This is a genomic window from Halalkalibacter oceani (assembly GCF_040544555.1).
In the GTDB taxonomy this organism is placed as follows: Bacteria; Bacillota; Bacilli; order Bacillales; family Bacillaceae_D; genus Halalkalibacter; species Halalkalibacter oceani.
Map to the genome: position 1 here is coordinate 1 of NZ_JBEPKD010000037.1, position 20,203 is coordinate 20,203.

At 46.3% G+C, this 20,203-nt stretch carries 18 protein-coding genes, 9 tRNA genes and 1 rRNA gene; 3 read left to right on the forward strand and 25 right to left on the reverse strand.

Translation table 11 applies throughout. The features are described from left to right. Positions 1 to 39: 39 nt before the first annotated feature. The 7 genes from ABMB67_RS21960 to sigW form a co-directional block, all read right to left on the reverse strand. A complete protein-coding gene (locus ABMB67_RS21960; RefSeq protein ID WP_354573325.1) occupies positions 40 to 414 on the reverse strand; it encodes a hypothetical protein in 375 nt (124 codons plus the stop codon). 264 nt (positions 415 to 678) lie between these two features. Next, entirely contained in the window at positions 679 to 2,481 is a 1,803-nt protein-coding gene (glmS, locus tag ABMB67_RS21965; protein ID WP_354573326.1) for a glutamine--fructose-6-phosphate transaminase (isomerizing), read from the reverse strand. Positions 2,482 to 2,994: 513 nt separating this feature from the next. Next, on the reverse strand, positions 2,995 to 4,338 hold the full coding sequence (gene glmM / locus ABMB67_RS21970; RefSeq protein WP_251224766.1) for a phosphoglucosamine mutase: 1,344 nt from the start codon (positions 4,336 to 4,338) through the stop codon (positions 2,995 to 2,997). After that, positions 4,338 to 5,585, reverse strand: coding sequence for a CdaR family protein (locus ABMB67_RS21975; RefSeq protein WP_251224765.1), 1,248 nt, complete (start codon positions 5,583 to 5,585; stop codon positions 4,338 to 4,340). Before ABMB67_RS21975 ends, glmM begins: the two co-directional genes overlap by 1 nt. After that, on the reverse strand, positions 5,578 to 6,402 hold the full coding sequence (gene cdaA, locus ABMB67_RS21980; protein ID WP_251224764.1) for a diadenylate cyclase CdaA: 825 nt from the start codon (positions 6,400 to 6,402) through the stop codon (positions 5,578 to 5,580). The genes ABMB67_RS21975 and cdaA overlap by 8 nt, the downstream gene beginning before the upstream one ends. 477 nt (positions 6,403 to 6,879) lie before the next feature. Beyond that, complete coding sequence (locus ABMB67_RS21985; protein ID WP_251224763.1) at positions 6,880 to 7,500, reverse strand: zf-HC2 domain-containing protein; 621 nt, start codon at positions 7,498 to 7,500, stop codon at positions 6,880 to 6,882. A gap of 17 nt (positions 7,501 to 7,517) precedes the next feature. Next, positions 7,518 to 8,081 (reverse strand): RNA polymerase sigma factor SigW, encoded by a 564-nt coding sequence (gene sigW / locus ABMB67_RS21990; RefSeq protein WP_251195798.1) that lies wholly within the window; start codon positions 8,079 to 8,081, stop codon positions 7,518 to 7,520. Between the two features lie 206 nt (positions 8,082 to 8,287). On the opposite strand from sigW, the gene ABMB67_RS21995 reads away from it, so the two are divergent. Next, positions 8,288 to 8,473 (forward strand): aspartyl-phosphate phosphatase Spo0E family protein, encoded by a 186-nt coding sequence (locus ABMB67_RS21995; RefSeq protein WP_251224762.1) that lies wholly within the window; start codon positions 8,288 to 8,290, stop codon positions 8,471 to 8,473. A 310-nt stretch (positions 8,474 to 8,783) separates the two neighbouring features. Here the strand turns inward: ABMB67_RS21995 and ABMB67_RS22000 are convergent. The 15 genes from ABMB67_RS22000 to ABMB67_RS22070 all read right to left on the reverse strand — a co-directional run bounded on the left by ABMB67_RS22000 (position 8,784) and on the right by ABMB67_RS22070 (position 18,284). After that, positions 8,784 to 8,856, reverse strand: a tRNA-Ala gene (locus tag ABMB67_RS22000). Positions 8,857 to 8,886: 30 nt separating this feature from the next. Continuing rightward, positions 8,887 to 8,959, reverse strand: a tRNA-Lys gene (locus ABMB67_RS22005). Between the two features lie 508 nt (positions 8,960 to 9,467). After that, positions 9,468 to 9,542 (reverse strand) — tRNA-Gln (locus ABMB67_RS22010). Between the two features lie 7 nt (positions 9,543 to 9,549). Beyond that, positions 9,550 to 9,634, reverse strand: a tRNA-Tyr gene (locus ABMB67_RS22015). Positions 9,635 to 9,647: 13 nt separating this feature from the next. Then, positions 9,648 to 9,720, reverse strand: a tRNA-Thr gene (locus tag ABMB67_RS22020). A gap of 330 nt (positions 9,721 to 10,050) precedes the next feature. Next, positions 10,051 to 10,126: transfer RNA gene (locus tag ABMB67_RS22025), tRNA-Val, on the reverse strand. Positions 10,127 to 10,132: 6 nt separating this feature from the next. After that, positions 10,133 to 10,207, reverse strand: a tRNA-Glu gene (locus ABMB67_RS22030). Positions 10,208 to 10,466: 259 nt separating this feature from the next. After that, the gene (locus tag ABMB67_RS22035; RefSeq protein WP_354573327.1) at positions 10,467 to 11,390 is read right to left on the reverse strand and encodes a dihydrodipicolinate synthase family protein; all 924 of its coding nucleotides are present in this window, start codon (positions 11,388 to 11,390) and stop codon (positions 10,467 to 10,469) included. A gap of 85 nt (positions 11,391 to 11,475) precedes the next feature. After that, entirely contained in the window at positions 11,476 to 12,162 is a 687-nt protein-coding gene (locus tag ABMB67_RS22040) for a GntR family transcriptional regulator (RefSeq protein ID WP_251224760.1), read from the reverse strand. Positions 12,163 to 12,250: 88 nt separating this feature from the next. Then, positions 12,251 to 13,315, reverse strand: a complete 1,065-nt coding sequence (locus ABMB67_RS22045; protein WP_354573328.1) for a lactonase family protein — start codon at positions 13,313 to 13,315, stop codon at positions 12,251 to 12,253. 26 nt (positions 13,316 to 13,341) lie between these two features. After that, complete coding sequence (locus ABMB67_RS22050) at positions 13,342 to 14,112, reverse strand: SDR family NAD(P)-dependent oxidoreductase (RefSeq protein ID WP_354573329.1); 771 nt, start codon at positions 14,110 to 14,112, stop codon at positions 13,342 to 13,344. A gap of 18 nt (positions 14,113 to 14,130) precedes the next feature. Continuing rightward, positions 14,131 to 15,429, reverse strand: a complete 1,299-nt coding sequence (locus ABMB67_RS22055; RefSeq protein ID WP_354573330.1) for a TRAP transporter large permease — start codon at positions 15,427 to 15,429, stop codon at positions 14,131 to 14,133. Then, positions 15,426 to 15,881 carry a TRAP transporter small permease gene (locus ABMB67_RS22060; protein WP_354573331.1) on the reverse strand — a complete coding sequence of 152 codons (456 nt, stop codon included), beginning with the start codon at positions 15,879 to 15,881 and terminating at the stop codon, positions 15,426 to 15,428. Before ABMB67_RS22060 ends, ABMB67_RS22055 begins: the two co-directional genes overlap by 4 nt. A gap of 110 nt (positions 15,882 to 15,991) precedes the next feature. Next, positions 15,992 to 17,065, reverse strand: coding sequence for a DctP family TRAP transporter solute-binding subunit (locus ABMB67_RS22065; protein ID WP_354573332.1), 1,074 nt, complete (start codon positions 17,063 to 17,065; stop codon positions 15,992 to 15,994). Positions 17,066 to 17,126: 61 nt separating this feature from the next. Next, positions 17,127 to 18,284: a mandelate racemase/muconate lactonizing enzyme family protein gene (locus tag ABMB67_RS22070; RefSeq protein ID WP_354573333.1), complete on the reverse strand. Its 1,158-nt coding sequence runs from the start codon at positions 18,282 to 18,284 to the stop codon at positions 17,127 to 17,129. 256 nt (positions 18,285 to 18,540) lie between these two features. Between ABMB67_RS22070 and ABMB67_RS22075 the strand changes: the two genes are divergently transcribed. Then, positions 18,541 to 18,819 carry a hypothetical protein gene (locus ABMB67_RS22075; protein WP_251224753.1) on the forward strand — a complete coding sequence of 93 codons (279 nt, stop codon included), beginning with the start codon at positions 18,541 to 18,543 and terminating at the stop codon, positions 18,817 to 18,819. Between the two features lie 104 nt (positions 18,820 to 18,923). Continuing rightward, positions 18,924 to 19,337, forward strand: coding sequence for a VOC family protein (locus ABMB67_RS22080; RefSeq protein ID WP_251224752.1), 414 nt, complete (start codon positions 18,924 to 18,926; stop codon positions 19,335 to 19,337). A gap of 421 nt (positions 19,338 to 19,758) precedes the next feature. On the opposite strand, the gene ABMB67_RS22085 is transcribed toward ABMB67_RS22080, so the two are convergent. The 3 genes from ABMB67_RS22085 to rrf all read right to left on the reverse strand — a co-directional run. Beyond that, positions 19,759 to 19,831, reverse strand: a tRNA-Thr gene (locus ABMB67_RS22085). Positions 19,832 to 19,838: 7 nt separating this feature from the next. Beyond that, a tRNA-Asn gene (locus ABMB67_RS22090) sits at positions 19,839 to 19,913 on the reverse strand. A gap of 195 nt (positions 19,914 to 20,108) precedes the next feature. Further along, a 5S ribosomal RNA gene (gene rrf / locus ABMB67_RS22095) occupies positions 20,109 to 20,203 on the reverse strand; the annotation flags it as partial.

Here is a 20,203-nt window from a genome sequence, read left to right on the forward strand (position 1 = left end):
GGCCATTATAGGCTTCTTTGTCATGCTTACATTTCTATTTTACGAAAGCTTTACCCTTCTCCTATTACTGCTTGACTTTATATAGTTAGTCTCTTCTTCCATATATTCATCCTCTATATAAGCAAATAAATCACTTGATAGTTCTCGATTGAAAACGGCTATTTTATCGCTGAAATTAGAAAATCTAAAATAGGGTTTGGGCGGTGGAGCAAGCTCTGCCCCAATAGCTATTTTAAAATCAATCCAAACTGGAGTATTTATCGGTTTGTAGCGGTCTGTAATTTCAGGAAATAAGCTACCACCATTTGTGTACCACCTTGTTACAGTTCTACTGTTCAATCCTTCATCTAAGGCCCTTTTAGGGCTTATATAGACCCCGCTATCTTGTTCCATTACTTTATGGTATAAATACAATTCAATCTCTCCTTTGCCTAAATTAAATCATTATTTGCATAAGAATTTGAAATAACTTTATTTCGGCACACTTTTGAGGGCTTGGTTGTTCTTCCAGTTCGATTCCAGTTGTCATGTGGCAAAAAATCATCTACATACAAAAAAACTGCCAGCAAGGGATTGGGGTTGAGTAGGTCCTCCCAGCTGACAGTTTTTAAACGACTTTATTATGATTTAAACAACTTTATTATCACTCAACAATTATCACTGAACACAAATCTCAGCTTACTCCACGGTCACGCTCTTCGCGAGGTTGCGCGGCTTATCGACGTCGCAGTCGCGGTGCAGAGCGGCGTAGTAGGAGATCAGCTGCAGCGGAATGACCGTGATGAGGGAAGTCAGGTATTCGTGAACTTTCGGAAGAACGAATGCGTCTCCGTCCTGGTCCAGACCTTCCATGCTGATGATGCATGGATAAGCGCCGCGTGCGGCGACTTCCTTCACGTTTCCGCGAATGCTCAGGTTGACGTGCTCCTGGGTTGCGATCGCGATTACCGGAGTGCCGTCTTCAATTAAGGCGATCGTTCCGTGCTTCAGTTCTCCACCGGCGAAGCCTTCTGCCTGGATGTAGGAGATTTCCTTTAGTTTCAGGGCTCCTTCTAAGCAGACAAAGTAGTCGGCGGCGCGGCCGATGAAGAAGCAGTTGCGTGTGACCGCGAGATAATCGCGGGCGATCAGCTCAAGCTTCTCTTTTTGGTCGCAGAGCGTTTCCATTGCGCTTGAGACGATAGCCAGCTCCTGCAGCGGATCGAAGTCAAGCTCAATCCCTCTTGCTTTCGCTGTATCAACAGCAAGCAGGGTAAGAACGGCCATTTGGGCGGTATACGCTTTTGTTGAAGCAACCGCGATTTCCGGTCCGGCATAGGTGTGCAGGGTGAAATCCGCCTCCCGTGAGAGAGTGGAGCCTGGCACGTTCGTAATCGTTAATGCCGGATAGCCTTTTTTCTTCACGTCAACGAGAACGCCGCGCAGGTCGGCGGTTTCTCCGCTTTGTGAGATGAAGATAAAGAGCGGGTTTTCTGATAATAAAGGCATATTGTATAGAAATTCACTTGCAATGTGAACCTCTACGGGACGTTGTGCGATTTTCTCGATCAGCTGTTTGCCGACAAGACCGGCGTGGTAGCTCGTTCCGGCAGCGATAATATAGATGCGGTCTGCTGCCTTCATCGCTCCGCGGATCTCGTCGTCAAGACGAACGGTGCCGTCTTCATTCTGATACTTTTGAATAATGTTACGGATGACAAAAGGCTGTTCATCAATTTCCTTCAACATAAAATGAGGGTACGTGCCTTTTTCAATGTCGCTCGCATCAAGCTCAGCGGTGTAAGGAAGGCGTTCGACCTTCTTTCCGTCAAGCGTTTTAATCGTAAAGGCGTCGCGCGTCACGATGACGACTTCCTCATCCATAATTTCAACAAATTGATTTGTCACCTGCAGCATCGCCATCGCATCCGAAGCGACAACATTTGCTTCTTCTCCGACGCCAATGAGCAGCGGGCTTTTGTTTTTACCGACGTAAATCGTGTCACGGTTCTGCTTATCAAGCAGCGCTGTCGCATAGGATCCTTTCAATAAGGATAATGTTTGACGGAACGCTTCTTCGACCTGGCTTCCCTTTTTCACAAAAAGCTCGACCAGCTGAACCATGATTTCTGTATCGGTGTCGCTTTTGAGTGTCACATCGGCTAAATACTCCGCACGAAGCTGCTCATAGTTTTCAATGACGCCATTATGCACGAGCGTAAAGCGCGCTGTTTCACTTTGATGCGGATGGGCATTGACCCGGCTCGGTTCACCATGAGTCGCCCAGCGGGTATGACCGATGCCAACCGGGCCGTCGACATCCTCGGCAACGATTTGACGTAACGCGGCAATGCGACCCTTTTCCTTGAAGACATGAACGCCCGCGTCATTGACAACAGCAATTCCGGCTGAATCATAGCCGCGGTATTCAAGCTTTTCTAATCCCCGTAACAAAATTTCTTTCGCATCATTTGTCCCAATATAACCTACGATTCCACACATATAACAGTTACCTCCCAAGTGGGGGGCAAGGACCTGAGGGCAGACTTGCCCCCGCTCTCTATTTTTTTATTAGAAGGCATGGCTGCTTCCGGCTTTGTGCAGAGAGTTGCCTCTCTGTTTTCTCCAGAAGCTTAGCGGCTGTCATGCTACAGCCGGAGGGCATCCGCCGAATACTCGATAAACCCTCTCCTCGTCAACTACACGTTCTCGTCCGTGTGTAGTCCTGGCGCTTTGATTACAATGACGACTTCGATCCTCCTCTCTTTTTTTAACTCACGAACCATCATACCGTAATGAATCCGGAACGTCAATTAGAAACACAGTAAGCTCATTTCCCGAAAACACCGCTCGGAGACAGGCTCTGCGCCTAATTGAGTTCTCTTTCCCATGATTTTATATATTCTGCTTCCATGCCTTTGCCGTGCGGCCCTCATAAGTCACCACGAAAAACGTGATAATTAAAAATATGCATAAGCAGCTTGTCTTGTGCTGCTTATGCATCGCCTCTTTTTCTTACTCCGCTCCCAGCTCAGCTTTTACAACCGTGGCGATCTCATCGACATACCGGTCGCATAGCTCTTCGCTTTGTGCTTCGACCATGACGCGAACGAGCGGCTCTGTGCCCGATGGACGAACGAGGACGCGGCCTTCTCCGTTCATATCGTCTTCGACCTTGTCAATCGCCGCCTTGACCGCCTCGTTTTCGCTGACCGCATGCTTGTCGCTGACGCGGATATTGACGAGCTTCTGCGGATACGTCTGCATTTGTGCCGCAAGCTCAGATAGCGGCTTATTCGTCATCTTCATAATGTTCACAAGCTGAAGCGCGGACAGAAGCCCATCTCCGGTCGTAATGTGATCGAGAAAGATGATGTGGCCTGATTGCTCACCGCCAAGGTTGTAACCGCCTTTGCGCATTTCTTCCATCACATAACGGTCACCGACCGCCGTCTGCTTGGCGATGATCCCCTCTTCTTCCAATGCTTTATAAAAGCCGAGGTTGCTCATCACCGTTGAAACGACCGTTCCGTGCTTGAGCCAGCCTTGCTCCTTCATATACTTCGCGCAAATAAACATAATTTTGTCGCCATCGACGATTTGACCTTTTTCATCAACTGCAATCAAGCGATCGGCGTCGCCATCAAAGGCTAGCCCGATTTGCGCGCCTCTTTCCAGAACGAAGGTACTTAGCGCTTCAGGATGAGTTGAGCCGCAGCCGTCATTAATATTGACTCCGTTCGGCGCGGTTCCCATCGTCGAAATATCCGCTTCAAGATCGGCAAATAAATGCGGAGCGAGCGAAGAAGCAGAGCCGTGCGCGCAATCAAGCGCGATATGAATGCCGGAAAAATCCTCCTGAACGGTTTGCTTCAGAAATTGCAAATACTTCTGACCGCCTTCGTAGTAATCGCTCACTTGCCCAAGCGCGCCGCCCGTCGGCCGAGGCAGCTCATCCTCGCTGTCTAAATACCGTTCAATCTCCTGCTCCTGCTCGTCTAACAGCTTAAAGCCATCCGGACCGAAAAATTTAATCCCGTTATCCGGCACCGGATTATGCGAAGCGGAAATCATTACTCCGGCATTAGCGCTTAACGCCTTTGTTAAGAAAGCGACCCCGGGTGTTGAAATGACCCCTAAGCGCATCACCTCAGCTCCGATTGACAACAGACCGGCAATGAGCGCACTTTCCAGCATCTCGCCGGAAATACGAGTATCACGGCCAATAATCACGCGCGGCTTCTCTGTATGTTTCGTCAGCACATAGCCACCCATTCTGCCGAGCTTAAAAGCAAGCTCCGGCGTCAGCTCCGTATTTGCGACTCCCCTTACTCCATCCGTACCAAAATAATTTCCCATTATTCATTCTCTCCTTCAATCACATCATTACGTATTATCACCGGAATCGTTGCCTGAACAGGCTGGAAGCGGACATTGGAAGGGCCGTTGATTTGCAGCTCTGCTTCGTGTTCCCCTTCTTGAAAATTACTGATATCGATATATGCCTGAATATCCTCTATATCCAACTGTTCCACTATTTCTGCTGTTCCATATGCGATCAGGACAGCAGTGGGAGCTTCAGCCAGCGTCGCCGTCTGGCCATCTGCTAAACCGACGATCTCAATTGGAACGTTCGCAAGCTCTCTCTCCTGTTCCTGATCCACTGTTACTGTGACCGTCACGACCTCAGGCGATACTTGTTCTACTCCAGGTGGAACGGGAACCTGCCATTCGTAACTGCCACTTTCGGTAATTTCATTCAAATTAAGATTTCCTAACTCAATCACCTGTAACTGATCAATAATCTCCAGCGGACCATAAACGGTTACCTCGCCCGGCTCAAGCCGAACCTCCTGAATGCTGAGCCCTTCCGGAAGCTCACCTTCTCTGCCGACGCGCACCGGAACTTCCCGATTCGGGCTTGTAATCGGCACGCGGACGTCAACAACGGATGGCTCAGGCTCAAGCTCTATTTCTTCACCGTTTGCCTGGTAAAGCGTCACCCGCCCTGTCTCCTCGATCATCTTGTCAGCCCCAGCGACATCAATAAATACTTTCGCTGAATCGACCTGGGAGACGATGCTCCGTGCCGCTCTGACATCAACATTGATTGGATTCACAATCGGCGTTCCCACTGTATAGCCCTCTGTCACTTCTTCCGCATGCAGCAGTTCAACTTCAACAGGAAGAGAAATCGTTTGTTTTTCCTGAAGCTCAACGCGGGCAAATTGCGGAACGATTGAGACAGTCAGTTCCTCAGGAAACCCGCGGTGCTGAACATTAAGAGTATGCACACCTTCCTCGCGCTCGCTCACATCGACAAACACTTCATATGTTGGCCGCGTTAACTGAAACAGCATGATTTCACTTTGCGGCCCTCTCAGATTGACTCTGACGCTTTCCGTTTGATCAATAACGGCGTAATTCTCTTCATCATAGAGCACACTAAGCTCGACCTCTTCCAGCGTGTATGTAGCCGGACTGATTGTCGGCAGAACGCCTGGCTGACTTGTTAGATCATCAAGGTTTACCATCGTAAAGAGCATTAGCGCAATAAAGAAAGAAATAATCTTAACGAACCAATGACTATTAAACAGTCTATCCATTTTTCTTTCCCCCCCACTGCCAGCGTGAAGTGGTTGTTTGCTTGCCTTCCACTAATAGTTCTTGTTCAAGCAGACCTCTCAGCTGTTCTTCGTCAAGGTCGCGATGCAGCTCACCATTTTTCGTGAGCGAAATATTTCCTGTTTCCTCCGACACAACAATCGTGATCGAATCGGTCACTTCACTTACGCCGAGCGCCGCCCGGTGTCTCGTACCGAGTTCTTTTGAAATAAACGGATTTTCAGAAAGCGGCAAATAACAGGCTGCGGCTAAAATTGTTTCATCCTTAATGATGACCGCCCCATCATGAAGCGGCGTATTCGGAATAAACGTATTGATCAGCAGTTCCGCCGTCAAGTTGGCATTCATTGCAATCCCTGTCTCGACGTAATCATTCATCCCCGTCTCACGCTCAAGCGACATCAGCGCCCCGATCCGCCGCTTTCCCATGTAGGTGGAAGCTTTTACAATCGCGGCAATCGCTTTTTTCACTGTATCATCCTGTGGAATCGTTCTGCTCGCAAATAATCGTCCTCTCCCCAGCTGTTCAAGCGCCCGTCTAAGCTCCGGCTGAAAAATAATGATAATCGCCAGCAATCCGTATGTAACGGTCTGCGTCATTAGAAATTCCAATGTTCGCAGCCCGAGAAACTTACTGAGAAACCAGACAGCGAGAATAACGGTAATTCCTTTCAGCAGCTGTACGGCTCTCGTACCGCGAATAATCATGATCGCCTTATAGACTACGTAGGTGACGACTAATATATCTACAATTTGCCCGATATAATTAAGCAAACTAAAATCTTCAAATGAAAACATGGCTCTTCCTCCAAACCATTATCATACATGATGCTGTTCCAAAAAAGCATCAACGAAGCGGGGAATGTGGTCCGCACGATTGTTTTAAAGCAAGTAGGGGCAGATTTTGCTGTCCCGTTACCTTTGTGCAGCGCAGAACAACCGCTTCATTTTTTCACCTTTTAAAAAGGCTTTTTTGAGAAGCCCTTACGAAATACATAGATCACACGTTTCGACTAAGCAATTGATGAGACTTCATCCGTTTTTTAATACCGGTCTCAATACGGTCATTTTATCAATCTATCCATAGGCGACTTATCATCTGTCACAGGTTTCATTATAGCTTGAATAACCCCTGCTTAGCAAAGTTTGACAAAGATTATTCGCGGGAAACTTTCTCTGCCGGCTGCAGGCCTCTTTATGAAGCTATTCAGATCAATAGAAAAGGATACCCCAATAGATTGTTTTCTTTGAGATATCCTTCTTTATTTCGCCCAATCATTTCACGATCGCAACGACTTCTTTAAAAAATCCTTTTATATGATACCAGACCCATTCAAGCACCTGATTGACCTCTTCAATCTCTCCCGACACATGCCCGGCAGAAGCATAGTACGCATCCCCGTTCACGAGCAGGACATTTCCCTGCACCTCGCCATCAATCTGAAGCGTTCCGTTACGCACGACAAGATCTCCTTCAATCACTTCACCTTCCGGCACAATCACCTTGCCTTTATCCTGATCAATAATCACATGACCCGGCCCCGTGACGACGACCTGCTCGTCATCGCCCTGCCAGAGAGACGAGATGCTGATTGACATGAGCAAAAAGAAGACAGCTGCTGAAACGAGCAAAGGATGGCTTCTCGTCCATTGCTTCCACTTTGACGTTGATTTTTTTTCCGGCAATCTTGCCATAACACCTGCTGTAAATCCAGACGGGGCTTCAATATGAGATGAGCTTTGGACAAAGGCAATGACCTTCTTCAGCTCAGTAAAACGCTGACGACAGGAAGGACATTGTGCCAAATGAGCATCTAACTGTTCTTTTTCTTCTTGTGTGGCTTCACCATCAAGGAAGGCTTGTATTAACTCCTCATAATGCTTTTCACATTTCACTCATAAACACTTCCTTCCTACACATGACGCATTCTTTTTCTCAATGCTTCCCGGCCGCGATGAATTCTCGTCTTCACTGTGGATGGAGGCATATCAAGAATTTCACTTATTTCATTAATGGATAGATCTTCAATGTATTTTAAAATAATTGCAGTCCGATATTTCGGCGGGAGCTGGTTGATTTCCGATTGAACCCACTCCTGCATTTCAAGTGTTACAACTTGATCCTCAGGCAATTCCGTATCAGCAGCAAGCTGGGATTCCAAGGTTAACCCATCAGAACCTTTTACTTGTTCCTGAAGGTAAAAATCGGGTTTCTTCTTGCGTAAACGATCAATCGCTACATTGGTGGCGATCCGGAATAACCAGGTAGAGAATTTACGATTACTGTCAAAACGATCAATATTTGTATAGGCCCGCAGAAAAGCCTCCTGCGCGATATCCTGTGCCTCATGCACATTCCCTACCATTCGATAGGAAACTTGGTATATCTTGTCTTTATAAAGCTCGACGATTTCCTCAAACGCCTGTTGATCACCTTTCCTCACTTCCCGGATTAACCTTTTTACTATCGTTTCCATGTTCCTATCCCTACCCACATTCGTTCTGACTTATATACGGATAAGCTCCGTCTTCCGTTTCATTATTTTTTATGAAATCTGATCTTTCTATCATAACATACCTTTTGCCTAAATCAGATTAGCCATTAGTGTTTTTTTTACTAAATATTAGGGTATGTAAGTAATATAAAAAGCGTACTTACGACTTGTAGAGAGGGTGGCTTGGAATGAGCACGGAAAAACAATTACTTGCGGAAATTGAACATTACCGCCAGCTGTTAAACGAGAAAGCGAAAACCAACCCGCTTCCTTCAGCTCCAATGGTCTGCTTCAGCAAGAAGCTCGATCAGCTGTTAAACAAGTACAATAACTTGACGAGATCACTCCCGCCTCAAACACGCCATCTGGAGTAGGCGGCAGGCGCAATTTTAGAAACCTCGAAAATAGATACAAGGAAAACCGTGGGCCACACACGGTAAGACGACCAACAATAAGTACTTCGGGTCTTGTTATCATCAAAGTTGGGTAAACTTCGTAAAAGCGTAGCACCCGGCTCCCCGGCTTTGCCGTTCCCTTAAAGTAAACGACCTACTGGAAATCCATTTACCTTCATTATTTAGATTGGGATCATCGGTAAAGCAATCAATATAGCAGACAAAAACACACCTTCAGCGGTCATTAGGCCAAGACCTAATCCGCTAAAGGTGTGTTTAGTATTCACGATGGAGCCTAGCGGGATCGAACCGCTGACCTCCTGCGTGCAAGGCAGGCGCTCTCCCAGCTGAGCTAAGGCCCCGTTTTTGCAATAGATGCTCTTGTACAAGCATGAGCCATGAAGGACTCGAACCTTCGACCCTCTGATTAAAAGTCAGATGCTCTACCAACTGAGCTAATGGCTCCCGATGTGCTTTCAATGTCGCTTCTCATGGTGCTTCCGGACGATGTTTCGCTCCGTTGTCTCCACCTATTCCTTCCTCTTCCCAGCTATGCTCTGATGCTGGCTGCGTCGGAACAACTCGAAGTCTTTTCGACGATGCTTTCGCTCGTCACTGAGCTAATGGCTCCCGATGTGTTTCAATGTCGCTTCTCATGGTGCTTCCGGACGATGTTTCGCTCCGTTGTCTCCACCTGTTCCTTCCTCTTCCCAGCCATGCTCTGATGCCGGCTGCGTCGGAACAACTCGAAGTCTTTTCGACGATGCTTTCGCTCGTCACTGAGCTAATGGCTCCCGATGTGTGTTTCAATGTCGCTTCTCATGGTGCTTCCGGACGATGTTTTGCTCCGTTGTCTCCACCTGTTCCTTCCTCTTCCCAGCTATGCTCTGATGCCGGCTGCGTCGGAACAACTCGAAGTCTTTTCGACGATGCTTTCGCTCGTCACTGAGCTACCTACTTGGTTATAAAAAAATGGCTGGGCTAGCTGGATTCGAACCAGCGCATGACGGAGTCAAAGTCCGTTGCCTTACCGCTTGGCTATAGCCCAACGAAAATGGTGGAGGGGGACGGATTCGAACCGCCGAACCCGGAGGGAGCGGATTTACAGTCCGCCGCGTTTAGCCACTTCGCTACCCCTCCACAATCATTCGAGTGCCGGCCAGAGGACTTGAACCCCCAACCTACTGATTACAAGTCAGTTGCTCTACCAATTGAGCTAGACCGGCATGTTATAGACAGTGTTCCTTACTTTATGCTGAGACTGTGTCTCTTCCTCTTGACAGCTTTTGCTCCGATGCGGGCTGCGTCGAGACAACTCGCCGTTTATTCGACGATGCTTTTGCTCGTCTCTACCAATTGAGCTAGACCGGCATAATATGGATAGTGTTCCTTACTTTATGCTGAGACTGTGTCTCTTCCTCTTGACAGCTTTTGCTCCGATGCGCGCTGCGTCGAGACAACTCGCCGTTTATTCGACGATGCTTTTGCTCGTCTCTACCAATTGAGCTAGACCGGCATAGTATATGTAGCATGTTGGCTTTTATCCCTATGTATGCTGGTGGAGGATGACGGGATCGAACCGCCGACCCCCTGCTTGTAAGGCAGGTGCTCTCCCAGCTGAGCTAATCCTCCGGCAAATGGTGACCCGTACGGGATTCGAACCCGTGTTACCGCCGTGAAAGGGCGGTGTCTTAACCACTTGACCAACGGGCCAAAATACAACTCTTTCTTACTGACAAAAAATATTATATAAAAAATAAACTTTAAAGACAACCCCCTTTGTATAATTTTTCTTAGAAAGGGATGCAAATCGATTACAATCGTTTCGAAATCGCTGAAAACGGGGGCTTCTGCCATCCGTGTAACGCGCGGACCGGGGGCCTGTCCGAATCAACGCGAAGGTTTTTATACTTTCTTAATGCAAAAAGAAGGCTCATCAATCAGCAACATTGAGCCTTCTTTTTATCGCGATCTATTGTGGTTGCTTGGGAATATCAAGGTTCCACTGATGAATCAAGGTGCGGACGGCAGCTTTGTCTTCGGCGCTTAATGGGCTGACAGGTTCTCTCGTGACGCCCGGGTTTAAACCGATTTGTCGCATCCCTTCCTTGACAATCGCTACATTGACACCGCTGTTGTATTTTTCCCGTAAGTTTTCAAAAGGAAGTACTTCATTCCAGACGCTCCATACTTTCGTTTCATCGTTCTTTTTTAATGCGGCAAGCAGTTCGAGTGATTTTTCAGGATAAAGATTGACCAATCCCGATGTAAAGCCTCTGGCGCCAGCATGGAAAAAGAATGGCGCCCACTTTTCTGCGATCCCGCATACCCACGTAATGTTATGATGGGAGGGGATCGAATGAACGGTTCTAGCAAAGCGCGGCAAATCATTAATCGCGTATTTAACCGCAACTAACCTTTTCAGTGAGGACAGTTCCTCCAACACCCGATCTGAGATAGCTGGATTTTTAAAATAAATCACGGCCGGCAAATCGACATTTTCAATAATCGATTTAAAATAATCCACCACCCCGTCATCGGTCATAAAAGGGTGAACAGGCATATGAATCATGATGCAATCAGCTCCGACATCCTTCGCATAGTTGCCCAGTTCAATCGCCGTCGCAACCGAATAACCGACCCCGGCCAAAACGGTAGCACGCTTATTGGCACATTCAACGACATATCTGATTTCTTCTTTCACTTCTTCTAATGTCAGCGCATAAAACTCACTCGTATTTCCACAGGGAACAAGCACATTAACTCCCCGGTTAATCAAAAACTCCACATTTTCTTTTACACCGTTCCAATCAATTTCTTTCGACCCTTCTTTGAAAGGAGTAATTGTAATGCCTGAAATATCCTCGAACTTCTTTCCAAATGATTGATAGTCCATTTTTTTGCCTCCATTTTCATCTTTTCATGAGCTGAAGCAATAAATGAAATTTAATATATCAATAAAAACTTAAAGAAATAAAGCATTATTTCTTTAAGACATTGGTCAACGTTCTGTTGATATGTCGTTTCATTAATTCTTCTGCTCGTTCAGGATTGCGCTCAATAATCGCTTGCAGAATTGCCTTATGCTCTAAGTAACCATCCTTCATTTCATCTTTCTCTGTAAGGGCTCTTTTGCGAAAGGCTGTCTCAAAGCTTGAAATATTGTTCAGTAAGTTGGTCACCATCGGATTGTTGGCAATCTCCCGAATGAGGGAATGGAATCTCGTATTCTCTTCTACAAGCGCGTCAATATCCCTTTTTTCAAAAAGTTCCTCCATGAGAGCGAGCTGCGCCTTTAATTTATCAACTTGCCGGTCATTCACCTTTGCCGCGGCAAACTTCGCGCACAAACCTTCTACAACTGCCCGTAATTGAAGAACTTCCTCAATATTCGTATCGACATATTCTGAGACATACGTCCCTTTTCGAGGGATCGTCACAACCAATCCCTCGTTCCCTAAAATTCGAAAAGCCTCCTTGATCGGTGTCGTACTGATTCCGAGCTTCTCGGAAAGATCCCGCTCCTTTAAATGCTCACCGCTTTTGATTTGCCCTCTTACAATCGCCTCTCGCAATGATTCGACCACTACTTCTCTTAATGATTTCACATTTCGAGTTCTAGTAGAAATAAGCTTTTCAAAAGACTGTTCAGCTGACTCTTTATTCATACTAGACATCTCCATTCGTCCAATTGATATATCAAATATTATCATAGCTGCTGGCGGTTGTAAATGTGCGAAAAGCAGGACAGACTTATCATAAAAACAGCAAGCACACAGGGGTAGGGGCTTTCGTCACATTCCCGGTAAAGGTTAATTCCCCTGTCTCCTCGTTAACGTGAAACGAAACAATTGAATCACTTTCCTGATTGGCGACTAGCAAAAACTTCACTTCAGGAGAGAATGTGAAATGTCGCGGCACCTCTCCTTTGCAGTCATAATGATTTACATAACGCAGCTTGCCTGTCTCCTCCTGAAATGTATAGAAAACGATACTATTATCTCCCCTGTTTGTCGCATAGAGAAACCGGCCACAAGCGGAAAACTTCACTTCAGCCGCCGTGTTTTCAATGTCCGCTTGATGTGGGAGCGTCGAGACCGTTTCCAGCTCCGTCAGCTCGCCACTCTCTTCTGTCCACCGGTAGCTTGTCATCGTCGAATTCAACTCGTGAACAATAACGAGATAGCGATTAGAAGGGTGAAAAGCGAGATGCCTCGGACCGGCACCCGCCGCTGCCTTATAACGGCGGTGCGGCTCCAGCTTGCCCTTTTCGGCATCAAATCGATACACATAAACCGTATCCGTCCCGAGATCGGCTACCAATGCAAATGAATTGCTCGGATCAGTGATGATCGAATGGGCATGCGGCCCTTCCTGTCTCGGATGGACGCTTGCTCCGACGTGCTGGACGACATCCGTTGCCTCTCCTAATCGGCCATCAGCTAAAATCGGAAAGACGACAACACTTCCTTCACCATAATTGGCAAGCAGCACATAGTTCTTTGAGCGGTCAACAAAAGCATAAGCAGGACGCCTCCCGCGGGAAGATCGCTCATTTAACAGGGTCAGCCTGCCTGACTCGCGTTCGATGGAAAAGGCGCTGACAGCCCCGGTCGGCTCGCCTTTATATTCAAATAAGGCGTTGATGGCATAAAGCGTGTGATCTGGACCGGGCGTTATAAAGGATGGATCCGCTACTTGCTTCACGACATCGTAATAGCGCAGTTCTCCGCTTTCCTCATTAAAATGATAAAGATAAATCCCTTCACTTTCCTTGTCTGTAAACGTTCCAACATACAAAAGCCGGTCTTTTTGCCCCACTTCATCTCGCTCCCTTCCGGTTGTCATCAATCATTGATGCCGCCCAGATCATATGTGAGAGCACTTCTCCCTCCATCGATCACAAGCGTCTCACCATTAATAAAAGCAGCTTTGTCGGAAACCAGAAAAGCAACCGCATACGCGACATCTTCCGGATTCCCCACTCTTCCACTCGGATGGTATTTCATTATTTTTTTCATATAGGCCCCATCTTCTTGATAAATGTCCGGTGATAATATATTTGTTTTGATAAAGCCGGGGCAGATGGCGTTGACGCGAATGCGATACGCACTTAAATCAATCGCCATGCTTCTCGTCATCGCCAGAATTGCACTCTTTGACGCGTTATAAGGAAAGAAACGCGGCTGGGTACGCATCGCATGTGTGGACGAAATGTGGATAATTGCGTTATTTTCTTCTTCTTTTAAATACGGGATGCTATATTTTGATGCCAGGTAATGCCCGCGAAAATTAACCGCGATACATTCATCAAATTCCTCAACGGTACAGTCTTCCACGCTGTGTGTAAAATTAATGCCGGCATTATTAACTAATACATTTAACCGGCCAAACCGCTGATATGCGTTTTCGACCATTTCCTGAATGGCAGATTCCTCTTTAATATCGACCTGAAGAGCAATCGCCTCGCCGCCTTCTTTTTCAATCGCTGCGGCGACTTGTTGTGCTTTGGTTTCTTCAATGTCTGCCACCGCTACCGCATAGTTCTCTTTGGCAAGCTCCAGCGCTACCGCACGGCCAATCCCGGAGCCTCCCCCGGTTACAATTGCTACTTTCATATGAACCTCCCTTTCTGTTTACTTCATAAAATGACTCGGAACAAACATGACAATTTCCGGAATAAAGGTAATGATCAACAAAACAGCAATCATAACGAAGTAAAATGGCAGCATCGTCACACTGAGCTTTTCAATGGAAACACCGCCGATGGCACTTCCTACAAAAAGAGTACCTCCCACCGGAGGAGTAAGCAAGCCAATTCCAAGGTTCAGCATCATCACGACACCAAAGTGAACCGGATCCATCCCGACTGCCGTGACAACCGGAAGGAGGACAGGCGTAATGAGTAAAATTAACGCCGCCATATCCATGAACGTTCCTAACACAAGCATGATCAAATTAACGAGCAGCAGGATGACCACTTTACTATCAGACACATTCAACAACGCTTCCCCAATAAAGCTGGTCACATTCAAATAATTCATTAAATACCCAAACGCACTCGACGTACCGATCAAAATGAACACAATTGAAATCGTTCCAAGCGTGTTTTTTAAAATGAGATTCATTCGCGAAAATGGAATTTCACGGTAAATGACAAATGTTACAAAAAGCGCATACACAACAGCAATCGCCGCCGCCTCTGTCGCAGTGAAAATCCCAGCGACAACACCAACAACCACGATCAGCACTGTCATTAATCCTAAAAGCGAATCACGCAGTGCCACAAGCGTCCCTTTTAACGTGTACGGCTCTCCTTTTGGATACTTACGCTTTAACGCAACTAAATAACTGAATACCATAAGGGCTATTCCTAAAAACACACCCGGGACAAGACCGGCTAAAAACAGCTGACCGATCGACACGCCTCCGCCGGCAACAAGCGCATATAAAATGATATTATGACTCGGCGGAATGAGCACCCCCTGAACCGAACTCGCCACGGTCACCGCTGTTGCATAATCAGCCTCGTAACCGTTTTTCTTCATCATCGGAATCATCACCGAGCCGATCGACGACGTATCCGCTACTGAAGAACCCGAGATGCCGCCAAAAAACATACTCGCCTGAATATTAACCATCGCCAGGCCGCCGCGGAATCGGCCGACAAGCGCCTGTGACAATTGGACAAGGCGCGAGGAAATACCACCCTGGGACATCAATTCCCCGGCCAGGATAAAGAAGGGGATCGCCAGAAGAACAAAGACATTAATCCCGCCAACAATGCTTTGCGCGATCATCATCAAAGGCAGCTCTAAATACCACGCCGTCATAATCGAAGAAATTCCGAGCGCGAACACAATCGGCACCCGCAAAAAGATTAAGAGAAAAAAGCTTCCAATCAAAAGGTACACAGCCGTTATGTCGTTAATCACAGCATCCTCCTCCCTCTATCAATAATTTGCACAAGCATCGCCACCCCTGAAACAGGAACCGCTAAATACAACCACGACGAGGAAATTCGCAAACCTGGCAATGTGTTCGTACTTGTTAATTGCACAAGCTGGATACCAGCTATAATAAAAAAGATCGCGAACGCCCCCATCAACAAAAGCACAAGCCAATGAACCACCTTCATATATTTTTCAGGTAAAATAAAATCAAGCAGCGATAATCGTAAATGAGTATCCGTCCGAATTGCCATACTCGCACTTGTCAGGGCAACCCAGACCATTACTATTTTCGCTAATTCCTCTCCCCACGCCGGCGTCGTACTTAACACATACCTGCCAAATACGACCCAGCTCACAATGATCACCAAAAGAGCAAGCATCGCCTTAGAAAAATACTCAACAATTAACGTTGCATATCGGGAAAGCGTATCCATTTCTTTCACCTCCATCTTGCCTGATCACCAAGCTTATGCACGGGCGGGCAGGAAGCTCATTCCTACCCACATTCTCGCGCATTCCCTACTTCTGGACTCTGATAACCACGTCACTCCGTTGCCCGAATCGATTCAATCAGATCGGCAAAATCTCCGCCATATGTGTCATACAGTCCGCTTACTTCAGCCTGCCAGCTTGACAGATCATCGAATTGAATAATATTTGCACCTAATTCCTCGAGCTCTGCCAGCGCTTCTTCCTCAAATTTTTCTGTTTGCGTGCGGACAAATTCTGACGATTGCTGTGCTGCTTCCTCGATAATCGCCTGATCTTCCGCACTTAGCTTATTCCATGTCATCTCTGATACAACGACGACTCCGGGACTCGCAACGTGGCTTGTTAATGAGAAATTCTCTGCCACTTCGTAAAACGAGTTTGTTAAATAGCCGGCGATTGTATTTTCCGCGCCATCCACAATCCCGGTCTGCAGAGCGCTATACAACTCAGCATAGTTAATTGGGGTCGGGTCAGCATTAAACGCTGAAATCATATCCATAAAAATGGCGTTCTCAGGCACACGGATCTTCAGCCCGCTCATATCTTCAACCGATTCAACTGCGCTCCCTTGAGTGAACATATGTCTCGCTCCGTCATCATAATAGGTTAAGCCTTTCATTCCGCCGATGAATTCTTCGACACTTTGAAGAATTTCCTCACCTGCCGGACCATTCAACGCATTCCATTGATGCTCACGATTTTCAAAAATAAATGGCAAGGCAAGCACTCCCATCGGATCCGCACCAAAATCTGTTAAAGCACTTGAGTTGGGCCGGAAGAAATCCAAGCCTCCAGCCTGGACTGACTGTAATTGTTCTCTTTCTGAGCCTAAGGCACTTGCCGAGAATATTTCTATTTTAATTCTGCCGTCAGTCGCTTCCTCCACAAGACGAGCAAATTCATAGGCTCCTTCTGTAATTGGGTGATCATCCGGATTCAGCTCTCCGTAACGAAGTATCATTTGCTCTCCATTCCCGGCAGTTTCCTCTTCCCCTTCCCCGCTTTGCGCCTCATTCTCTTCTCCAGCTTCCGGCGCTGGTTCGTTTGTCTCATTCGCAGACCCACAAGCAGCGACAACAAGCACAAGGCCGACAGCAAGCAACAGAAGCAATAGTCTCTTTTTCATCAATGAAACCCCTCCTAATAATAAATTGATATATGATATTTCATAAACAGTAAAAAAAGATTTAGGATGTTCGATCCTGAAGTTGATGTACGCTGACATTCCCCCAGCTTAAATCGGGAACCCGCAAGCGCTCGATTCGCTCCCAATCAAGCTCCATTCCCAGCCCAGGGAGGCCGCGATCAGGCACGAGCAGATAGCCCTGTTCATATTGAACCGGCTTTTTCACAATATCATCCGTGTATAATTTCGGACCGGTCGGATCGGATGTATATGTCAGGTTGACTAAAGAGCTGCCTAAATGCGCCATCGCCGCAGTACCGATTGATAATTCCTGCGTTGTCCCGAGCAGGCAGGCTTTACCGGCAACCTCGGCTGCCGCAGCCGCTTTTCTGGCAGCGCTAATTCCACCGATAAAAATTGGTGAGATATTGAAAATATCAACGGAATCATGGCGAATCATTTCATATTGCTGACGAAAATCCCACACATGCTCACTAACTGGATGATCGACTTTCAGCCGAAATTGACGTAGCCCTTCGAAATCATTACGAACAGCTGGACTTTCAATCATTTCAAAGTCGTACTTTGCCAGACGCTTCACAATTCTAAGTGTTTCCTTCCAATCTAATAGATGACTGAAGTCGATTGATTTAATTTTGACTTTTGAACCAAATTCTTCAGCTACCCTGGCCAAAAATGCTTCGTCTGCATCAACATTTTTTCCAACATACAGGCGAAATACATCAAACCCTTCCTGTAAGCGCTTTCGAACTACGGCAATATTTTCCTCTACTTCTTCGATAAAACGATGGCGGAATATTGGATAGCACACTTTAATTTTTTCCTGATATCGGCCACCGAGCAACTCAGCGACGGAAACATGTAAATATTTCGCGCACAGATCATGTAACGCGGCATCAATTCCATTGCGAATAAAGCTGCCTTTCTCGTAATAGTACATGACTGCCGGGTAGTTTTCAGAGAGAACGTTGTTAATCAGTGTCAGGTCAAATGGATTTTGCCCACGTAACATTGATTTCAGGACATTTTCCAAATCGACTACATCGACGGCGTACTTCGGCAAATGCGAGAAATCCGACATTTCGCCTATCCCTGTTACCCCTTCATCCGTCATGATTTCAACAATTACATGCTTGTTTACAAAGCCGGTATGTCTTGGTACCCCTACAACTGTCAATTTCACATCACTTATTTTCAATATAACTCCCCCTTTGGAATCTGATATATCAATAAATTTATCAGTCATTTTACAATTAGTCAATCTATTTTCTAAATATTGTTTTAATTAATTATCTGTAATAAGGCAATCCTCCTTTAATAACAGGTTTTATGTCTTTTTAATAAAACGTTTGTTTAATTTGCTAAAGCCGGCTCACCGTCCAACCTTCTGTCCGCGTTTCCCAATTGTTTAATAAATCTAGTTGTGGACATATTATGGTAGGAGGTGGATCATTTTGGACTTTCCCACAATTCATACGAACTTTTGGGATGCGGTCATCGCGGTTCCCGTCGTCATGCTTGTAACTCAACTCATTAAACTATTTTTTAAAATGCCTAAAAAATTTGTCCCTACCGTCGCCCTGCTCCTGGGATTAGGCATCTCCATTTTTATAAGTCACCGACATAGCCTCGTTGTCGGGATATTTATGGGCTGGTTTTATGGATATGCGGCAATTGGCAATTATGCCGCCTTAAAAACGACTATCACTGCCTGGCGGGAAGAAAAATCTTAAAATAAATGGGTGGCACCAAACGTAGCAAGATAAAAGAAAGGTGGTAACCCGTGGGCTGGTATAATTCAACCGTAGTTACCATACAACGTAAGGAGGAAATAATCATGCCGGTTACCATTACCCCTTATTTAATGATGAACGGAAATGCTAAGGAAGCCATCCAATTTTATGAACAAACCCTAGGTGCTGAAGTACTGACGATTATTACATACAGAGACATGCCGGATTCCCCTTCTGAAGATTTGAAAGAGCTGATTGCCCATGCAAAAATTAAAATTGAAGAAGCGGCCCTGATGTTTTCTGACACCCCCGGCCCTTCATCCATTACGAGCGGCAATCAAGTCACTATTTGCATTTCAACCAATGATGTTGAGAAATCCAAGCGGTTCTTTGAAGCCTTAACCGACGGAGGCCGAGTGAAAATGCCGTTTCAGGAAACGTCATTTAGCCCCGGCTATGGCAGCGTTACAGACAAATTTGGCGTAACCTTTCAAATCGACACGGAAGCACAAGGGTAAATGTTTGTTTCATTCGTTTGCAGCTTAGCTCGAGTAGAAAGCAGAGTACGAAAAAAGGAACAGCTTTTTCACTGTTCCTTTTTTAGATAAATCTTCCCTTATAGCCCTCATTTATCCATCCTATTAGTTTAAAATTCTGTCCATCTTATCGGCAGCATCTATCGTGACTCCAAAAACAATTTCTCTGTCGAATTTACAAGAAAATGGCGTGTAGAGAGCAACATCATAATAGAAAAGGAGGGAGAGTGAAAACTTTTATAGAGCCGGAAATAGTGAAGATAAAAAGTAAACTGGTGAAGGACTATCATTCGTGGTGAGGGTAAGGCGGCTTTCTTCTCTTGCCACCTCAACATTAAATACAGAAGCAAAACAAAAAGCCCTCCATCTCCTGAAAGGCTTGCCGCATAAGGCGTTCGAGGTAAGCTTCCAAGCGGACTTGAACCGCTGACCCCTACCTTACCATGGTAGTGCTCTACCGACTGAGCTATGGAAGCGCAAAAATGGCTCCACAGGTAGGACTCGAACCTACGACCGATCGGTTAACAGCCGATTGCTCTACCACTGAGCTACTGTGGAATATCATTGAAGTTGTTCATTCGTACGCTTGTGGTACCTGTCTCTTCCTCTTGATCGCTTTGCTCCGACGTTAGCTGCGTCGAGACAACTCGAAAACTTTTCGAGGAAGCTTTCTCATCGTCACTGAGCTACTGTGGAATATGTATAATATTGCTTTTCACTTACGCTTTTGGTCATGGAAGAAAAAAAAGAGTTGCCCGGCAACGTCCTACTCTCACAGGGGGAAGCCCCCAACTACCATCGGCGCTGAAGAGCTTAACGACCGTGTTCGGCATGGGAACGGGTGTGAC